This is a genomic window from Citrobacter sp. JUb117 (assembly GCF_024809055.1).
Classification (GTDB): Bacteria; Pseudomonadota; Gammaproteobacteria; order Enterobacterales; family Enterobacteriaceae; genus Citrobacter; species Citrobacter gillenii.
Map to the genome: position 1 here is coordinate 561,400 of NZ_JANUFB010000002.1, position 15,422 is coordinate 576,821.

15 protein-coding genes are annotated in these 15,422 nt (G+C 53.4%); 7 read left to right on the plus strand and 8 right to left on the minus strand.

All coding sequences use genetic code 11. The features are described 5' to 3' along the window. Positions 1-75 precede the first annotated feature (75 nt). The 3 genes from M2374_RS06505 to M2374_RS06515 form a co-directional block, all read right to left on the minus strand. Positions 76-1,332: a nucleoside permease gene (locus M2374_RS06505; RefSeq protein ID WP_115257840.1), complete on the minus strand. Its 1,257-nt coding sequence runs from the start codon at positions 1,330-1,332 to the stop codon at positions 76-78. A 59-nt stretch (positions 1,333-1,391) separates the two neighbouring features. Beyond that, the gene (gene xapA, locus M2374_RS06510; protein ID WP_137361918.1) at positions 1,392-2,225 is read right to left on the minus strand and encodes a xanthosine phosphorylase; all 834 of its coding nucleotides are present in this window, start codon (positions 2,223-2,225) and stop codon (positions 1,392-1,394) included. Between the two features lie 181 nt (positions 2,226-2,406). Then, positions 2,407-3,333, minus strand: a complete 927-nt coding sequence (locus M2374_RS06515; RefSeq protein ID WP_181688900.1) for a LysR family transcriptional regulator — start codon at positions 3,331-3,333, stop codon at positions 2,407-2,409. Between the two features lie 89 nt (positions 3,334-3,422). On the opposite strand from M2374_RS06515, the gene M2374_RS06520 reads away from it, so the two are divergent. Next, complete coding sequence (locus M2374_RS06520) at positions 3,423-4,421, plus strand: bile acid:sodium symporter family protein (protein WP_137361919.1); 999 nt, start codon at positions 3,423-3,425, stop codon at positions 4,419-4,421. On the opposite strand, the gene M2374_RS06525 is transcribed toward M2374_RS06520, so the two are convergent. The 3 genes from M2374_RS06525 to zipA form a co-directional block, all read right to left on the minus strand. Continuing rightward, on the minus strand, positions 4,418-4,636 hold the full coding sequence (locus M2374_RS06525) for a DUF3820 family protein (RefSeq protein WP_181688899.1): 219 nt from the start codon (positions 4,634-4,636) through the stop codon (positions 4,418-4,420). The two genes, M2374_RS06520 and M2374_RS06525, sit on opposite strands and share 4 nt — an antisense overlap. A gap of 1 nt (position 4,637) precedes the next feature. Then, complete coding sequence (gene ligA / locus M2374_RS06530) at positions 4,638-6,653, minus strand: NAD-dependent DNA ligase LigA (RefSeq protein ID WP_115257836.1); 2,016 nt, start codon at positions 6,651-6,653, stop codon at positions 4,638-4,640. Between the two features lie 71 nt (positions 6,654-6,724). Then, positions 6,725-7,714: a cell division protein ZipA gene (gene zipA / locus M2374_RS06535; protein WP_096756257.1), complete on the minus strand. Its 990-nt coding sequence runs from the start codon at positions 7,712-7,714 to the stop codon at positions 6,725-6,727. Positions 7,715-7,944: 230 nt separating this feature from the next. On the opposite strand from zipA, the gene cysZ reads away from it, so the two are divergent. From cysZ to crr, 5 genes are all read left to right on the plus strand, one after another. Then, on the plus strand, positions 7,945-8,706 hold the full coding sequence (gene cysZ, locus M2374_RS06540; RefSeq protein ID WP_115257834.1) for a sulfate transporter CysZ: 762 nt from the start codon (positions 7,945-7,947) through the stop codon (positions 8,704-8,706). 163 nt (positions 8,707-8,869) lie between these two features. Further along, positions 8,870-9,841: a cysteine synthase A gene (cysK, locus tag M2374_RS06545; RefSeq protein WP_115257833.1), complete on the plus strand. Its 972-nt coding sequence runs from the start codon at positions 8,870-8,872 to the stop codon at positions 9,839-9,841. A gap of 383 nt (positions 9,842-10,224) precedes the next feature. Then, complete coding sequence (ptsH, locus tag M2374_RS06550; protein WP_002913505.1) at positions 10,225-10,482, plus strand: phosphocarrier protein Hpr; 258 nt, start codon at positions 10,225-10,227, stop codon at positions 10,480-10,482. Positions 10,483-10,527: 45 nt separating this feature from the next. Beyond that, positions 10,528-12,255 (plus strand): phosphoenolpyruvate-protein phosphotransferase PtsI, encoded by a 1,728-nt coding sequence (ptsI, locus tag M2374_RS06555; RefSeq protein ID WP_115257832.1) that lies wholly within the window; start codon positions 10,528-10,530, stop codon positions 12,253-12,255. Between the two features lie 40 nt (positions 12,256-12,295). Further along, positions 12,296-12,805, plus strand: a complete 510-nt coding sequence (gene crr / locus M2374_RS06560; protein ID WP_049841435.1) for a PTS glucose transporter subunit IIA — start codon at positions 12,296-12,298, stop codon at positions 12,803-12,805. A gap of 138 nt (positions 12,806-12,943) precedes the next feature. Here crr and M2374_RS06565 read toward each other — a convergent pair whose 3' ends face one another. Together M2374_RS06565 and pdxK are read right to left on the minus strand one after the other, a co-directional pair. Then, on the minus strand, positions 12,944-13,183 hold the full coding sequence (locus M2374_RS06565; protein ID WP_096756253.1) for a cytoplasmic protein: 240 nt from the start codon (positions 13,181-13,183) through the stop codon (positions 12,944-12,946). After that, positions 13,180-14,046, minus strand: a complete 867-nt coding sequence (gene pdxK, locus M2374_RS06570) for a pyridoxine/pyridoxal/pyridoxamine kinase (RefSeq protein WP_115257831.1) — start codon at positions 14,044-14,046, stop codon at positions 13,180-13,182. The genes M2374_RS06565 and pdxK overlap by 4 nt, the downstream gene beginning before the upstream one ends. An 82-nt stretch (positions 14,047-14,128) precedes the next feature. On the opposite strand from pdxK, the gene ptsJ reads away from it, so the two are divergent. Next, on the plus strand, positions 14,129-15,421 hold the full coding sequence (gene ptsJ / locus M2374_RS06575) for a transcriptional regulator PtsJ (protein ID WP_137399774.1): 1,293 nt from the start codon (positions 14,129-14,131) through the stop codon (positions 15,419-15,421). The last annotated feature ends 1 nt before the right edge of the window (position 15,422 follow it).

Genomic DNA, 15,422 nt, shown 5'->3' on the forward strand with positions numbered 1-15,422 from the left:
GATAATGCGCAAAGTTACCACATTGCATCACAGAACATAAAACGGCGGGCAGCATTAGCCCGCCGCAGGTAAGGATTAATGTGCCAGCGATTTCTGCACGGACCTTTCCGGCTCATGCTTGTATTTGAAGAACAGCGCAAAAATGACGGCCAACGCCAGCGCATAAGCCGCAAACACCAACCAGATGGTTTGCCAGTCCTTCACGCCATCGACGGAGAAATAGTCCACCGCCATGCCGCTCAGAATTGAACCCACCCACGCCCCGACGCCGTTCACCATGGTCATAAACAGCCCCTGTGCGCTGGCGCGAATGTTGGAACTGACTTCCTGCTCGACGAACACCGATCCGGATATGTTGAAGAAATCAAACGCGCAACCGTAAACGATCATCGACATCAGTAACAGCACAAAGCCAAACGGTGACGGATCGCCAAACGCAAAGAAACCAAAACGCAGCGTCCACGCCAGCATGCTCATCAGCATCACCGTTTTAATCCCAAAGCGTTTAAGGAAGAACGGAATGGTGAGAATGAAGCCCACTTCCGCCATCTGCGACACCGACAGCAAAATAGAGGGATACTTCACGACAAAGCTGCCGGCAAATTCAGGGTTACGGGCAAAATCATGCAGGAACGGATTACCAAAGACGTTGGTGATTTGCAGTACCGCCCCCAGCATCATGGCAAAGAGAAAGAATATCGCCATACGCGGATTTTTAAACAGCACAAACGCATCCAGTCCCAGTTTACCGGCAAGCGTCGTTGCCACTTTCTTCTCAGCAACCGGAATTTTCGGTAAGGTAAACGCGTACATCGCCAGCAGTAATGAGGCGCCGGAGGCGATATACAGCTGGGCGCTGCTCAGTTCCAGTCCCATCAGGCTTACCGTCCACATAGCCACAATAAAGCCAATCGTGCCAAACACGCGAATCGGCGGGAAAGCCGTCACCGGATCCTGGCCGGATTGCGCCAGGCAGGAGTATGAGACGCTGTTCGACAACGCAATCGTCGGCATATAAGCCATGGCGTTAATCAGCATCACCCAGAACATGGTATCTGCATCGGTCACGGTGGTGGCATACAGCAGCACACCCGCGCACACCAGGTGACACAGCATGTAGGCGCGTTCGGCGCGCAACCATTTATCAGCGATGATCCCCATGATGCCAGGCATAATAATCGCCGCCAGCCCTTTCGAGCTATAAACCATACCCACGTTGGCACCGGTAAAATGCAGGGTGTTGATCATGTAAGAACCCAGGGTCACCAACCAGCTTCCCCAGATGAAATATTGCAAAAACGACATGAGCTTTAAGCGTGAGGCGATACCCATTTTTCCGTTCCTTGCCAAAAAAGTAAGACCCCGCAAGCGGGGTCAGTTATCGTTTTTATTCAAGCCAGCTTGCGCAAGAAGCCGCAGATCAAATTGATGAAGTTCTGTCGGGAGAGTTCCGCCGCCGCCAACGTCTGGGCATGGGATAACTTCACATCCCCCAGCCCTTCTGCCAGGTTGGTGATGGCAGAAACCGCAACCACCTTCAATTCACAGTGACGTGCAGCGATAACTTCAGGGACCACCGACATACCAACCACATCACCGCCAATAATCTGCATCATGCGAATTTCTGCCGCCGTCTCAAAGTTCGGTCCCGGATAGGAGACAAATACGCCTTCGCTCAGCGGGAATCCCTCTTCTTTCGCTACGGTTTGCAGGATCGCACGGTAGTCTGCATCGTAGGCGTTCGCCAGCGAGAAGAAACGCTCGCCAAAACGCTCATCGTTGAGTCCAACCATTGGCGTGCCTGGCATGGTATTAATGTGATCGCTGAGCGCCACCAGGCTGCCCGGACCGACTTCAGGACGTAAAGAGCCCGCCGCGTTGGTGCAAAATAGCAGTTCGCAGCCCAGCAGTTTAAGGGTACGAATAGCATCGGTCATCACCGTCATGCCGCGACCTTCGTAGAAGTGCCCACGCCCTTTCATGCAGACCACAGGAACGCCAGCCAGATTCCCCAGCACCAGTTCCCCCGCATGTCCATGTACGGTGCTGACCGGGAACCCTGGCAGCTTCTCGTAAGAGATCGCCACCGCATCCTCGATTTGCTCGGCCAGTGCACCCAGCCCGGAGCCGAGAATAAACGCCACGCGTGGCGTGAAGTCAGGTTTATAACCACGAATGATATCGGCGCTATACCAGGGATTCTGAGAGAAAAGAGTGTGGCTCATGAGATGTCCTTAAAACTGAGTAATCGAAAATAACGTAGCGTACCCCGATGTTATAACGAGACTACGCAATCGATTACCAATACAGTTTTTCCCGTCGATCGATAGTAAATCGGTATTGATGAGTTGCGCTAAACCCGCCCAACTTCACATTATTCTCCTGCCGGAAATGGCATGGGGGCGCTTATAACTGATACAGCGGATCCCGCGCACGACCGGCAGTTAATTCACTGGCCTGTGTGCGCACGACGTCCCACAATGCCTGAGCGGCGGTCGATAAAGAGCGATTTTTACGTCGAGCCAGCATCAGCTGTCGTTCAACCACCGGCGTCAGACGTTTGACCTGCAAATGGCTGCCCTGCGGCAGGGGGAGCGCCAGCGCGGGCAGTACACTGATACCAATCCCCGCTTCGACCATCGGAAAGAGCGTTGCCGGGTGGCCTATCTCCTGCACAATGTTGGCATCAATGGAGAAATGGGCCAGTGCCGCATCAATCAGCGGTCGGCTACCAGAGGCGTAATCCTGCAACACCAGACGTTCGTGCAGGAGATCCTGCCAATTAACCCACTCCCGCTCGGCTAAAGGATGATCCTCCCGACACAGCAGCAGGAAGGGTTCCGACAGCACCGCTTCACACTGCAGGTCCGTTACCGCACCCGGATCGATAACAATGCCGAAATCCACTTCCCCCTGACGAATACTTTCCAGTACCCACTGCTGCGGCCTGTCATGCAGGACAAAATCGATCGCGGGATAAAGCGCATTACTCTGGGCAATACACTGGGGAATAAGATGGGCAGAGATGGTCTGGCTGGCCGCGACACGAACTATACCGGTGAGCTGCGTGCCAACCTGCCCGGCTTCGCGCAGCGTGCTGTGCAGCTCATCCAGGATACGCTCAAGGCGTGCTGCCAGCTGTTGTCCGGCGTCGGTAAGCACCACCTCTCGTGTGGTCCTGTCCAACAGACGCACGCCCGTCTGCCCTTCCAGCTCTTTTACGCTGTGGCTCACCGCCGACTGGCTTAAGCCGATGATATCCCCCGCCCGACTAAAGCTTTTAGCCTGAGCGACGGTGACAAAGATACGCAGTTGACGCAGAGAGTAATTCATCGATTTAATTCATATATGGATGCAATAAATCAATTTTATTTCTCAAATGGAAAAACGCAAACTAGTGCGACCGAATTCCAGGAGCTTTTATGAAACTTTTTCGTATCCTCGATCCGTTCACGTTGACGCTGATTACCGTTGTGTTACTGGCATCTTTTTTTCCCGCCGAGGGTGGATTTGTCCCTTTCTTTGAAGGGTTAACCACCGCAGCGATTGCCCTGCTGTTCTTTATGCATGGGGCCAAACTCTCACGAGAAGCCATTATTGCCGGCGGTAGCCACTGGCGGTTGCATCTGTGGGTGATGTGCAGCACCTTTGTCGTCTTCCCGGTGCTGGGCGTGCTGTTTGCCTGGTGGGCACCGGTTAACGTCGATCCGATGCTGTACACGGGTTTCCTGTATCTGTGCATTTTGCCTGCCACGGTGCAGTCGGCGATTGCCTTCACCTCGCTGGCCGGTGGTAACGTGGCAGCCGCCGTGTGCTCTGCCTCCGCCTCCAGCCTGTTGGGTATTTTTCTCTCACCGTTGTTGGTCGGTCTGGTGATGAATATGCATGGCGCAGAAGGCAGCCTTGAGCAGGTGGGTAAAATCATGCTGCAGCTGCTGCTGCCGTTCGTGCTGGGGCATCTTTCACGCCCGTGGATTGGTAACTGGGTGTCACAACATAAAAAATGGATCGCTAAAACGGACCAGTCTTCGATTCTGCTGGTGGTTTATTCTGCCTTCAGCGAAGCCGTGGTGAATGGGATCTGGCACAAAGTCGGGGTAGGTTCACTGTTGTTTATCGTGGTAGTCAGCGTCGTACTGCTGGCTATTGTGATCGGGATAAATGTCTTTGTGGCGCGTAAATGCGGTTTCAATAAGGCCGATGAAATCACCATTGTATTCTGCGGGTCGAAAAAGAGCCTGGCGAACGGGATCCCCATGGCAAACATTCTGTTCCCGACGTCGGTGATCGGCATGATGGTGCTGCCGTTGATGATATTCCATCAAATCCAGCTGATGGTCTGCGCAGTGCTGGCTCGTCGCTATAAGCGACAAACTGACGCCTTGCAGGCGCAGCAGGAAGGCCGCGCCGCAAAGGCTTAAAGCGGACGTTTTAGGGGCTGTACCAGCTGCGTCAGCCCCTCAGTTTTAATCAGCAACGTAATTTGCATCAGCTCGCCCAGTTTGCCCGGTGGAAATTCATCGTTACGGGCAAACCACAGCAGATACTCTTCCGGCACATCAATCAACCGACGCCCTTTGTATTTGCCAAAGGGCATGACGGTATTAGCGATGTCAATCAGTTGCTCTTTTTCCATCTCAGGCGCCCAGTAAGCGGATCATCTCCGCTTCATCAATCACAGCGATACCCAGCTCCTGTGCTTTGGCAAGCTTGGAGCCTGCGGCTTCACCGGCAATCACCAGATCGGTTTTCTTCGACACGCTGCCCGCCACTTTCGCCCCCAGTTCGGTCAACCGGGCTTTGGCGTCATCGCGCGACATCTGGCTCAGGCTTCCCGTCAGTACCACCGTTTTCCCGGCAAACGGGCTGTCGATCTCTTCGGCGTTGATGACCACCGGCGCAGGCCAGTGAATGCCCTGTGCCAGTAGCTGGCCAATGACCTCACGGTTGCTCTCTTCGGCAAAGAAGTTAAACACGTGAGTGGCCACCACAATGCCGACGTCAGGGACTTTTTGTAGCTCCTCAATAGACGCCGCTTCCAGCGCATCCAACGTACCGAAATAGCTTGCCAGACCTGCGGCCGTGGCTTCGCCCACTTCACGGATACCCAACGCATAGAGAAAGCGGGCAAACGTGGTTTGTTTGGCTTTTTCCAGCGCATTGACCACGTTTTGTGCCGACTTCGGCCCCATGCGATCCAGCCCCGTCAACTTACCGGCCGTTAACTGGAACAGATCGGCTGGCGTATGGACATACTCTTTCTCGACCAGCTGATCGATAATCTTATCGCCCATGCCGTCCACATCCAGCGCCCGACGCGAAACAAAATGCTTGAGGGATTCTTTACGCTGTGCACCGCAAATGAGACCACCGGTGCAGCGGGTAACGACTTCACCTTCCACACGCTCAACGTCAGAACCACACACCGGGCAATGGGTTGGGAAGACGATTTCACGCGTCTCTTCGGGGCGCTCGGAAAGCACCACGTTCACCACCTGCGGGATCACATCACCCGCACGGCGAATCACCACCTTGTCACCAATGCGTAAACCCAGACGATCGATTTCATCGGCGTTGTGCAGCGTGGCGTTACTGACCAGCACCCCCGCTACTTGTACCGGCTCCAGGCGAGCGACGGGCGTAATCGCCCCGGTACGCCCGACCTGAAACTCAACGTCGCGCACAAAGGTCATCTGTTCCTGCGCCGGGAACTTAAACGCCACCGCCCAGCGCGGCGCACGGGCCACAAAGCCCAGTTGCTCCTGCAGCGCCAGCGAGTTGACCTTAATCACCACGCCATCAATGTCGAAGCCGAGCGTTGGTCGGTCTGCTTCAACCTGATGATAGTAAGCAAGTACTTCCTCCGGAGAGTCGCACAGCGTGACCCTGTCGCTGACCGGAAGTCCCCACGCTTTGAATTGCAGCAAACGACCCAAATGGGTATCCGGCAGTTCACCCCCTTCCAGCACGCCGACGCCATAGCAGAAGAAGGTCAGCGGTCGCTTCGCCGTGATACGCGGATCGAGCTGGCGTAATGAACCGGCTGCCGCGTTACGTGGGTTAGCAAACACTTTATTGCCAGTGCGACGCGCGTCTTCATTGATTTTTTCAAAACCCGCCTGCGGCAAAAAAACTTCGCCACGTACTTCCAGACGCGTTGGAATATTGTCGCCGCGCAGCTTGAGCGGGATCGCGCGAATGGTACGCACATTCGAGGTAATGTCTTCACCGGTCGTGCCATCACCGCGCGTTGCCGCGCTGACCAGCACGCCGTTTTCATACAGAATGCTTACCGCCAGACCGTCCAGCTTCAGTTCACAGCACCAGGTCAGCTTATCCGTACTCTTCAGTCGGTCCTGTACGCGTTTATTGAACGCGAGAAAACTCTCTTCATCAAATACGTTGTCCAGCGACAACATCGGCACTTCATGACGTATCTGACTGAAGGACGCCAGCGGAGCCGCACCGACGCGTTGCGTCGGCGAGTCGGGCGTAATCAGATCCGGGTGCTGAGCTTCCAGTTCACGCAGTTCGCGCATCAGGCGATCATATTCCGCATCGGGAATGTCCGGTGCGTCCATCACATGGTAAAGATACTCATGATGGCGAAGCGTGGTTCGCAGTTCTGTCAGTTGTTGTTCGATTGATTCCATATCGCACCATCAATGATAAAAAACCCCCGACAGGCGGGGGTTCAGAAAGGAGATGTCACGCCAGAGGGCAATCAGGCGTGAGATTCTATAACGTCGCGGATGCGGTCCTGATACTCGCGCAGTTTCTGCGGCGTCATCATGCGACGTTGATCGTCGAGCACCACACCACCCACTTCATCGGCGATGTGCTGCGCTGACTGCAGCATCAGCTTAAAGTTTTGCAGCTCATCCCCGTAGGACGGCACCTGCATAAAGATAGTCACGCCAGGCGTAGTGAAATCGCCGGTCATCTCAGGGTCAAACGTCCCCGGATTCACCATATTGGCCAGACTGAACAGTGACGGGCCGCTGCCATCGGGGCTCAGATGACGATGGAAAATATTCATATCGCCAAATTTAAAGCCTGCCTGCTGAATGCTGTTGAGCAGCACTTCGCCATTGAGTTCGCTGCCATGATGTGCCGCCACGTTCATAATAATGACCGTTTCTTTAGGCTGCGGTTTTTCCACAACGGGCGCTGGCTCAACGACCGGCTCTGGCTGCGGTTGCTCAACAACAGGCTCGGCTGGCTGGAAGGCCTGCGGTGCAGGCTGTGGCGCATGCTGAACCGGCTGCTGAACTTGCGGCGCGACCGGCTGGTGCTGCATCGGCTGCTGTGGTACAGGCTGATGCGACACCGGTTGTACAGGCTGCTGCACAGGCTGAACATGCGGCGGCGGTACCGGCGCTTGAGCGGGCTGCTGCGCGGGTTGACGCGGCTGAGCAGACGCATAAGGCGGCTGGTACTGGTGTTGCGGCGACTGAGGAGGAACACCATGTTCCTGACCGCTGCCGGGAGCATGATTCACACGATGTACGCGGACTTCGCCCACGCCTTCGTCTTCCTCGACGTTATCGCCGATAGAATCCTCGTCATCACGTTTAGACTTCATGCGTTTCAGTGGGCGATCGCGGAATATAGAAGACCGTTCTTTACGGCTAGTCCAGAAACCATGTACCAGTAAAGCGATTATGGCGATCGCGCCAACAATGATTAATATCAGACGCAAATCCTGCATCATTATATTCTCTGTTGTTCTAACACCTTGCCACCACGGCAAACATTTACTCACTAAGAGTATTTGCCGATTACGTCTAGTGCAAGTGTACTCTTGGCTTTCACAGCATAAAGATGAATAAAATCGTGCTTTTTGCTGTTTTTTCGAACATTTCTGAACAGCCTAACGCTCAACAACCCGGTAATATACGCGAAGTTGACCTGGACTTAGACCACAAGGAGCATGTCCCGACTATGGTTTCATCATCTGCAAGTGTACCACGCAGCGGTTTTTATTATTTTTCTCAGGGATGGAAGCTCATCAGCCAACCGGGGATCCGTCGCTTTGTTCTCCTGCCGTTGCTGGTGAACATTTTGCTGATGGGGGGCGCGTTCTGGTGGTTATTTAGCCAACTGGATAGCTGGATACCCGCTCTAATGAGTCATGTTCCGGACTGGCTACAGTGGCTCAGTTATTTGCTGTGGCCCATTGTGACATTCTCCGTGCTGCTGGTATTTGGCTATTTTTTCTCCACGCTTGCCAACTGGATCGCGGCACCGTTTAACGGCTTACTGGCTGAACAACTGGAAGCGCGACTGACCGGCGCAACGCCACCCGACACCGGCGTGCTCGGTATTATGAAAGATGTTCCGCGTATTATGAAACGTGAATGGCAAAAACTGGCCTGGTACCTTCCGCGCGCAGTCGTACTGCTGCTGCTCTATTTTATCCCCGGCATTGGACAGACCGTTGCGCCAGTACTGTGGTTCCTGTTTAGCGCGTGGATGCTGGCTATCCAATATTGTGATTACCCGTTTGATAACCACAAAGTGCCGTTCAAAGAGATGCGTACCGCCCTGCGCACGCGCAAAGTCACCAATATGCAGTTTGGCGCGCTGACCAGCCTGTTCACCCTGATCCCTGTGCTCAACATGTTCATCATGCCGGTTGCCGTTTGCGGTGCCACCGCAATGTGGGTAGATTGCTATCGTGCTAAGCACGCGTTATGGAAGTAATGCAAAAATGTGTAAATGCGGGCCGTCTTATGCCCGCTCTTATTCCATACTGCAAGGCATTATTTCTCATCAGCATATAGATATGCGATTTCCTTACTTCCCCATACTTTCTCAACAGGTATGCTGATGCGGTATCCCAATTTCATACAGTTAAGGACAGGCCATGAGTAAGATTTTTGAAGACAACTCGCTGACTATCGGTCATACGCCGCTGGTTCGACTGAACCGTATCGGTAACGGACGCATTCTGGCGAAGGTAGAATCACGCAACCCGAGCTTTAGCGTCAAATGCCGTATCGGTGCCAATATGATTTGGGATGCCGAAAAACGTGGTGTGCTGAAACCGGGTATTGAACTGGTTGAACCGACCAGCGGTAACACCGGTATTGCCCTGGCCTACGTTGCTGCCGCGCGCGGTTACAAGCTGACCCTGACGATGCCGGAAACGATGAGTATTGAGCGTCGTAAGCTGCTGAAAGCGCTGGGTGCAAATCTGGTGCTGACTGAAGGCGCAAAAGGCATGAAGGGCGCGATTCAGAAAGCAGAAGAAATTGTTGCCAGCAATCCGGAAAAATTCCTGCTGCTTCAGCAATTCAGTAACCCGGCTAACCCGGAAATTCACGAAAAAACCACCGGCCCGGAAATCTGGGAAGACACCGATGGTCAGGTGGATGTGTTTATCTCCGGCGTTGGCACCGGCGGTACGCTGACCGGCGTTTCCCGTTATATCAAAGGAACCAAAGGCAAAGCGGATTTGATCACCGTTGCCGTAGAACCGACAGATTCTCCGGTCATCGCTCAGGCGTTGGCGGGTGAAGAACTCAAGCCTGGCCCACATAAAATTCAGGGCATTGGCGCTGGTTTCATTCCGGGCAACCTCGATCTGAAACTGATTGATAAAGTGGTCGCCATCACTAACGACGAGGCTATCTCTACCGCGCGTCGCTTGATGGAAGAAGAAGGTATTCTGGCAGGTATCTCTTCAGGAGCCGCGGTTGCTGCCGCGCTTAAACTCCAGGAAGATGAAACCTTTACCAATAAGAATATAGTGGTTATTCTACCGTCATCGGGTGAGCGTTATCTGAGCACTGCACTGTTTGCCGATCTCTTTACTGAGAAAGAACTGCAACAGTAATGCCAGCATGTTAAAAACGCGTAGAAAAGCACCCTTTTGGGTGCTTTTTTGTGGCCTGCTTCAAAGTTTCGCCCCACCTGGCATTGATTCAACCCGCCGGAACTGGTATTTAACCAAACTAATTATTTTGATGCGCGAAATTAATCGTTACAGGAAAAGCGCGAGCTGAATCGATTTAATGATTTGGTTCAATTCTTCCTTTCGCGGCATAATGTTTAATGACGAAAGAAACGTCAGTGGCAAGAAGTTGCCCGCAACGGATTGCACCGAACTCCTTTTGTGTCGCGACCTGTTTAGGTCGACGCTAACAATACAGGCTAAAGTTGAGCCGCCAGGCTAGACTTTAGTTCCACAACACTAAACCTATAAGTTGGGGAAATATAATGTTCCAGCAAGAAGTTACCATTACCGCTCCGAACGGTCTGCATACTCGCCCTGCTGCTCAGTTCGTTAAAGAAGCAAAAGGCTTTACGTCTGAAATTACTGTGACTTCCAACGGCAAAAGCGCTAGCGCCAAAAGCCTGTTTAAACTGCAGACTCTGGGCCTGACTCAGGGCACCGTTGTTACCCTTTCCGCAGAAGGCGAAGACGAGCAGAAAGCAGTTGAGCATCTGGTTAAACTGATGGCTGAACTCGAGTAAGTTCAACGAGTTCTTTTCAATATCAGTCACAAGTAAGGTAGGGTTATGATTTCAGGCATTTTAGCATCCCCGGGTATCGCTTTCGGCAAAGCACTGCTGCTGAAAGAAGACGAAATCGTCATTGACCGGAAAAAAATTTCTGCCGACAAGGTTGATCAGGAAGTTGAACGTTTTCTGAGCGGTCGTGCCAAGGCATCTGCGCAACTGGAAGCGATCAAAACCAAAGCTGGTGAAACGTTCGGTGAAGAAAAAGAAGCCATCTTTGAAGGGCATATCATGCTGCTCGAAGATGAGGAGCTGGAGCAGGAAATCATAGCCCTGATTAAAGATAAGCACATGACGGCTGACGCAGCTGCGCATGAAATTATCGAAGGTCAGGCCACCGCTCTGGAAGAGCTGGATGATGAATACCTGAAAGAACGTGCGGCTGACGTACGTGACATCGGTAAACGCCTGCTGCGTAACATCCTGGGTCTGGCAATTATTGACCTGAGCGCTATTCAGGACGAAGTTATCCTGGTTGCCGCCGATCTGACACCGTCAGAAACCGCACAGCTGAACCTGAATAAGGTGCTGGGTTTCATCACTGACGCGGGTGGACGTACTTCCCATACCTCAATCATGGCACGTTCTCTGGAACTGCCTGCCATCGTGGGTACCGGCAGCGTCACCTCTCAGGTGAAAAACGACGACTATCTGATTCTGGATGCCGTAAACAATCTGGTTTACGTCAATCCAACCAACGACGTTATTGAGCAACTGCGTGCCGTTCAGGAGCAAGTTGCTACCGAGAAAGCGGAACTCGCTAAGCTGAAAGATCTGCCAGCTATCACGCTGGACGGTCATCAGGTTGAAGTGTGCGCCAACATCGGTACCGTGCGTGACGTTGAAGGCGCTGAGCGTAATGGCGCTGAAGGCGTGGGTCTGTATCGTACCGAATTCCTGTTTATGGACCGTGACTCGCTGCCAACTGAAGAAGAACAGTTTGCTGCGTATAAAGCCGTTGCTGAAGCCTGTGGCTCGCAGGCGGTCATCGTGCGTACTATGGACATCGGTGGCGATAAAGAGCTGCCGTACATGAACTTCCCGAAAGAAGAGAACCCATTCCTGGGCTGGCGTGCTATTCGTATCGCGATGGATCGTAAAGAGATCCTGCGTGACCAGGTTCGTGCCATCCTGCGTGCTTCTGCTTTCGGCAAACTGCGCATCATGTTCCCGATGATCATCTCTGTTGAAGAAGTACGCGCACTGCGCAAAGAGATCGAAATCTACAAACAGGAACTGCGTGACGAAGGCAAAGCATTTGACGAAACCATTGAGATTGGCGTGATGGTGGAAACACCGGCTGCGGCAACCATTGCACGTCATTTAGCCAAAGAAGTTGACTTCTTTAGTATCGGCACCAATGATTTAACGCAGTACACCCTGGCAGTTGACCGTGGTAATGATATGATTTCCCACCTTTACCAACCGATGTCGCCATCTGTTCTGACGCTGATCAAGCAAGTTATTGATGCTTCTCATGCTGAAGGCAAATGGACCGGCATGTGTGGTGAGCTTGCAGGCGACGAACGTGCTACACTTCTGTTGCTGGGGATGGGTCTGGACGAATTCTCTATGAGCGCCATTTCTATCCCGCGCATTAAGAAGATTATCCGTAACACGAACTTCGAAGATGCGAAGGTGTTAGCAGAGCAGGCTCTTGCTCAACCGACAACGGACGAGTTAATGACGCTGGTTAACAAGTTCATTGAAGAAAAAACAATCTGCTAATCCACGAGATGCGGCCCAATTTACTGCTTAGGAGAAGATCATGGGTTTGTTCGATAAACTGAAATCTCTGGTTTCTGATGATAAGAAAGACACCGGAACTATTGAGATTATAGCTCCGCTCTCTGGCGAGATCGTCAACATCGAAGACGTGCCGGATGTAGTTTTTGCTGAAAAAATCGTTGGTGATGGCATCGCTATCAAACCAACCGGTAACAAAATGGTTGCCCCTGTAGACGGCACCATCGGCAAAATCTTTGAAACCAACCATGCGTTCTCTATCGAATCTGATAGCGGCATTGAGCTGTTCGTTCACTTCGGTATTGATACCGTTGAACTGAAAGGCGAAGGCTTCAAGCGTATTGCTGAAGAAGGTCAACGCGTTAAAGTGGGCGACCCGGTTATTGAATTCGATCTGGCACTGCTGGAAGAAAAAGCCAAGTCTACCCTGACGCCGGTTGTTATCTCCAACATGGACGAAATCAAAGAACTGATCAAACTGTCCGGTAGCGTGACCGTGGGCGAAACCCCGGTTATCCGCATCAAGAAGTAATTCTGCGTAGGCCGGATGAGGCGTTTACGCTGCCATCCGGCAATCAGGCAGCACTTTACCGGATGGCGCAGCGCTTATCCGGCCTACAAAGAAACTCTCACCGTAGGCCGGATAAGGCGTTCACGCCACCATCCGGCATTAAATCTGCGAGGTCATCGGGCGGTAACACGCTTCGCGCATCAAAATTTTCATCCCTTCAGGCCCGCTTTCCAGCATCCGTCTTTCTGAATCCGCCACCAGCAGTTCACAGTCATATCCTCCGGCAATACCAAACATCGCGCGCGCCACGCAGATATCTTCCAGCGCCTCGGTGCCGCTGGTATCGAAATGCCCCACTAAACGTCCATGCTGGCGAACCACCAACCGATAACTCTTCATCGCGCCTCCCCTGCCGGCGGCAGAATTAATTCATCACACCCGCACAGGTGGGTCCAGGTCATCACTTCCAGCACGCGCTGCGCAGCATCATGTGTGGCGGCGGTAAGCGCTTTTCCTGCAACGATACCGCTTATCAGTTCAGCGCAAAACAGATCGCCGGTTCCCTTGAGGTCCGTTTTCACCCGCGGGTGGGCTAACACCTCAACCGTTTCAGCCGTCACCACCGCCACGTTGATAACCTCCTCGACATCACCCGGCGCACTGGTTATTACCACCCATTTCAGCGTGTCGGTAAGCAGAGATTTTGCCGCCAAAATCGCCTCATCGAGCGTGCGACACGGTTTTCCACTCAGCATTTGCAGTTCAAACACGTTCGGCGTCACGCCCTGCGCCAGCGGGAGCAGGTGCGTGCGGTACGCCTCCGGAATCTCGGCCTTCACGTACATCCCGCTGTCGATATCACCCATCACCGGATCGACCAGAATACACAGCTCTGGATGCGCGGCGCGAACGGTTTCCAGCCACCGTGCGAGCAGCGCTATCTGCTCTGCGCTTCCCATATAGCCGGTCGTTACCGCCTTGAGTTCACGTAAGGCATCGCGCTCATGTAAAGCAGTGAGATAACCATTAAACCAGTCGCCGGGGATAATCCCGCCATAAAAGGTTTCATAATGTGGGGTGTTACTGAACAGCACCGTCGGTACCGCCGTCACCCGTAACCCATGCGCTTTAATGGCCGGCACGGCAATACTGTTGCCTACGCTGCCATACACCACCTGTGACTGGACGGCGACGATATCGGTTTGTAACGCCCGATGCTTGTCGTCGAAGAGCACTGACTGTATTTCACTCTCCTGCTCCATAAACCTCTCCTCTCGCTGGACAGCGGGCTGATGCCTCACTATTATCGTCATATGCTAAAATTCATTTTGTCATAGGTCAATAATGATCGACGGAAAAACCGCTAACGAAATTTTTGACAGTATTCGTCAACATATCACTACAGGCGCACTTGTCGCAGGAGACACGCTGCCGCCGGTCAGGGATCTGGCAACGGTATTAAACGTTAATCGCAATACTGTCGCAGCGGCCTATAAACGCCTGGTCACTACCGGACTGGCACTTAGCCAGGGACGTAACGGCACGGTAATCAAGGGCGTATCCTCGCCCGTTGCGCTGGAAGGGGGGAATCCGGATACACCGCTAACCGACCTTTCCGGCGGCAATCCTGCGCCTTCACGCCTCCCCGACCTGAGTCACTATTTCGCGAAAATAAATAAACACCCCCGCTTATATGGCGACGAGGTCGTCTCCCCTGGGCTTAAGACGTGGGCGACGCAATGGATGCAGGATGTCCTGCCCGGCCCAGGTGAAATTGATATTACCAGCGGCGCCATTGATGCCATCGAACGGCTACTGTGCGCCCATTTGCTGCCGGGTGATAGCGTCGCCGTCGAAGATCCCTGTTTTTTAAGCAGCATCAATATGCTGCGTTATGCCGGGTACTCAGCAAGCCCGGTCAGCGTGGACAGCGAAGGCATGCAGCCAGACATGCTGGAGCTGGCGCTACAGAAAGGAGCGCGGGCGGTGATCATCACCCCGCGCGCGCACAATCCAACCGGCTGTAGCCTCAGTGCTATCCGCGCCGCCCGGTTGCAGGATATCCTGTCACGTTACCCGCAAACGCTGGTGATTATCGACGATCACTTTGCCCTGCTGTCCGCATCCCCGTTGTATCCGGTGATTGCGCCGCAGACAAAACACTGGGCAGTCATCCGTTCGATGTCAAAAACATTAGGCCCGGATCTACGCCTCGCCATCGTTGCCAGCGATCCCGATACCTCGGCAAAACTGCGTCTGCGGCTTAACGCCGGCAGTCAGTGGGTCAGCCACCTGTTGCAGGATTTGGCCTGCGCCTGTCTGAGTGATGAGAACTATCAGCGCACGTTGGTGCAGACTCAGCAGTTTTACGCCTCTCAGCAACAAAAGCTAAGCCAGACCCTTCAGCAACAGGGCATTGAACTTGCCGCTGGCGATGGTCTGAATCTGTGGCTGCCGCTACAGACCCACAGCCAGTCGCTCGCTTTCGCGCTGGCGAAAGCCGGCTGGCTGGTACGAGAAGGCGAAGTATTTGGCATCAATGCGCCGTCACACGGCCTGCGCATTACGCTGTCAACATTAGACGACCACGACATTACCAGGCTGGCGGCTGATATTCATCAGGCGCTGAAGCGCTAAC

Bases quoted from the DNA above. Each gene is read 5' to 3' on its own strand.
- cysK (WP_115257833.1), top strand. From the start codon at position 8,870: ATGAGTAAGATTTTTGAAGACAACTCGCTGACTATCGGTCATACGCCG.
- M2374_RS06525 (WP_181688899.1), bottom strand. From the start codon at position 4,636: ATGGAAAAAGAGCAACTGATTGACATCGCTAATACCGTCATGCCCTTT.
- M2374_RS06565 (WP_096756253.1), bottom strand. From the start codon at position 13,183: ATGAAGAGTTATCGGTTGGTGGTTCGCCAGCATGGACGTTTAGTGGGG.
- ptsJ (WP_137399774.1), top strand. From the start codon at position 14,129: ATGATCGACGGAAAAACCGCTAACGAAATTTTTGACAGTATTCGTCAA.
- M2374_RS06520 (WP_137361919.1), top strand. From the start codon at position 3,423: ATGAAACTTTTTCGTATCCTCGATCCGTTCACGTTGACGCTGATTACC.
- xapA (WP_137361918.1), bottom strand. From the start codon at position 2,225: ATGAGCCACACTCTTTTCTCTCAGAATCCCTGGTATAGCGCCGATATC.
- cysZ (WP_115257834.1), top strand. From the start codon at position 7,945: ATGGTTTCATCATCTGCAAGTGTACCACGCAGCGGTTTTTATTATTTT.
- crr (WP_049841435.1), top strand. From the start codon at position 12,296: ATGGGTTTGTTCGATAAACTGAAATCTCTGGTTTCTGATGATAAGAAA.
- pdxK (WP_115257831.1), bottom strand. From the start codon at position 14,046: ATGGAGCAGGAGAGTGAAATACAGTCAGTGCTCTTCGACGACAAGCAT.
- ligA (WP_115257836.1), bottom strand. From the start codon at position 6,653: ATGGAATCAATCGAACAACAACTGACAGAACTGCGAACCACGCTTCGC.
- ptsI (WP_115257832.1), top strand. From the start codon at position 10,528: ATGATTTCAGGCATTTTAGCATCCCCGGGTATCGCTTTCGGCAAAGCA.
- zipA (WP_096756257.1), bottom strand. From the start codon at position 7,714: ATGATGCAGGATTTGCGTCTGATATTAATCATTGTTGGCGCGATCGCC.
- ptsH (WP_002913505.1), top strand. From the start codon at position 10,225: ATGTTCCAGCAAGAAGTTACCATTACCGCTCCGAACGGTCTGCATACT.
- M2374_RS06505 (WP_115257840.1), bottom strand. From the start codon at position 1,332: ATGGGTATCGCCTCACGCTTAAAGCTCATGTCGTTTTTGCAATATTTC.
- M2374_RS06515 (WP_181688900.1), bottom strand. From the start codon at position 3,333: ATGAATTACTCTCTGCGTCAACTGCGTATCTTTGTCACCGTCGCTCAG.